The following is a 2,475-nucleotide window of genomic DNA, read 5'->3' as shown; positions in this document are numbered from 1 at the left end:
CGGCTCCGGCCTTGAGGATGGCCAGCAGGCCGACGATCATGCCGACACCACGCTCCACGCAGATCGCGACGCGATCGTCCTTGCTCACGCCCGCCGCGATCAGCCGATGCGCCAGGCGATTCGCCCGTGCATTGAGTTCCCCGTAGCTCAGGCGCTCGCTCTCGAACTCGACCGCGATCACCTCCGGCATGAGCGCCGCCTGGGCCTCGAAGCGACCGTGCAGCGTACCCTCTTGCTCGTAGCTCGCCTCGGGCTCGTTGGCAGCGCTACGCAACTGCTGCCGCTCCGCGTTCGAAAGCAGATCGCAAAGGCTGTGATCAGCCTGGGCGTCGGCGGCGATCGCCGTCAACGCCGCCACGTAATAAGCGAGGACGTGGCCGCCCTGCCGCGCCGACAGCCGCGACGGGTCGATCTTCATGTCGATCGACAAACCGTCCGAGGTATCGGCGAAGTTGACGGTCATCGCGAAGTTGGTGGCCTCGAAACCCTGCCCGCCGCGTGCCTCGAAGCCGGCTGCCTGCTCCAGCGACTCGTAGACGTGGAAGTTCACGTAGTTGAACGCCACTTCGTAGAGCGCCTGCCGGTCGTTCTCGAGTTGCAGCTGGAAATACGGGTAATGACGATGGCGGATCACCTTCAGCTCGGTGCCGAAGGTCTGGCGGATCAGCTCGGCCCAGCTCATCGGCGCCAGCGTCTGGCGCAGCGGCAGCGTGTTGAGGAACAGGCCGAGTACCTTCTCGCCGTCGGCCTGCTCCTGGCGCACGTTCGACACCAGGCCCGTGGTCACGTCGGGCTTGCCCGCCAGCATCGAGAGCACGCGCAGATGCGCCGCCAGCAACACGCTGCGCATCGGCACGCCCAGGGCGTTCGCGGTTGCCGCGAGCCGGGCGCGGATTCCGGCGTCGATTTCGACACCCAGCACGTGTTGCGAGGTGGTCGTTTCGGCTTGCGTCTCGGCCGGTGGCAAGGCGCTGAAAGTATGGCCGCCGAGGAACTCGCGCCAGAAGCCGCGATGGGCTTCCGAGGCCAGTGCTCCGCGTTCGGCTTCCACCGCCGAGCGCGGCGTGCGCGCCAGCGGCGGTGCTGTCAGGCTCGTTTCATCGCCGCCCAGCACGGCGAGATAGGACTGGAACAGCTCCGTGTTCAACGATGCGACGCTCCAGCCGTCGAGGATCGCGTGATGGAAGCTCAGCGTGTACTGGATCTCCTGCTCGCCGCGGACGTGGATGAACACGCGCAGCAGCGGTGCTTTGTCGAGCGAAACCGCTGCCCGGCGCTCAGCTTCCATGAAGTCCGCCAGCAGTTGCTCCTGCCGCGCTTCGTCGTGCATCGAGATGTCGATCACCGTCAGCGGGACTTGCGCCTCGGCACGCACCAGTTGAAGCGGCTCCTCGAAATGTTCGAGATCGAACGCGGTGCGCAGCACCGGGTGCCGGCGCGTCATCGCATCGAGTACGCGACGCAGCGTGGCTTCATCCCAAGCCGGCACGCCGAAGCGATAGCTGAACACGTCGTGATACAGCGACGCATCCTCGCTGGCTTGCTCGTTGTGATACACCATGCCCAGTTGCAGGGCCGTCAGCGGATAAGCGTCCTCCACATCGGCCGGCAGGCGCGCCGAGTCGTGTTCGCTCAGGCTCAGGTCGAACGTCTGCGGCAGCACGCTGATATCGGACAGCGTCAGCGCCTGGGCCAGGTTCGCGATGGTCTGATGGGTGAACAGATCCACCAGCGCGAATTCGAGCCCTTGCGCCTTCGCACGCGACAGCAAGGACACGGCGCGGATCGAATCGCCGCCCACGGTGAAGAAATTGTCGTGAACACCGATCTGCTCGAGATGCAGTACCTGCGCCCAGATGGCGGCCAGCCGCTCCTCGATCGAGGTCCGCGGCGCGACATACTGCGATGCGCTCGCCAGTTGCAATGCACCGGCAGCTTGCGAGGGATGCGGCAGCGCCTTGCGATCGATCTTGCCGTTCGGCGTCAGCGGGAAGTGGTCGAGTGAGACATAGGCGGCCGGCAACATGAAGTCCGGCAGGCTGCGCGACAGCGCCGTGCGCAGTTGCGCGGCGTCCTGGGCAGGATGCTCGGCGGCAAACACCAGATAGGCCACCAGGCGCTTCTCGCCCGGTTCGTCCTCGCGCGCCATCACCAGCGATTCGCGAACGCCCGGCAAGGCCGCCAGCGCCGCCTCGATCTCTCCCAGCTCCATCCGGAAGCCGCGAATCTTCACCTGTGTATCGATACGGCCCAGGTATTCGAGCCGCCCATCGGGCAGGAAACGCGCCAAATCTCCCGTGCGATACAGGCGCGCGTCCTCTCGTTCGCTGAACGGATTGCGGATAAAGCGCTCCGCCGTCAGTTCGGGACGATTCAGGTAGCCACGCGCCAGACCCGCTCCGCCAACGCAGAGTTCGCCTGCCACGCCAATCGGCAAGGGCTTCAGGTTTGCATCCACCACATAGGCGGACAGAT

Annotated in this window: 1 protein-coding gene; it reads right to left on the bottom strand. The window is 65.6% G+C overall.

What is annotated here, in order from left to right; genetic code table 11:
• Nucleotides 1-2,475: condensation domain-containing protein (locus F3J10_RS35250; protein WP_167244016.1), on the bottom strand; the 2,475-nt coding region annotated here is incomplete at both ends.

The sequence above is a fragment of the Burkholderia sp. Cy-637 genome (assembly GCF_011753175.1).
Lineage (GTDB): Bacteria > Pseudomonadota > Gammaproteobacteria > Burkholderiales > Burkholderiaceae > Burkholderia > Burkholderia gladioli.
The sequence above is the reverse complement of the archived record's forward strand: the minus strand, read 5'-3'. Positions and strand labels throughout refer to the sequence as shown.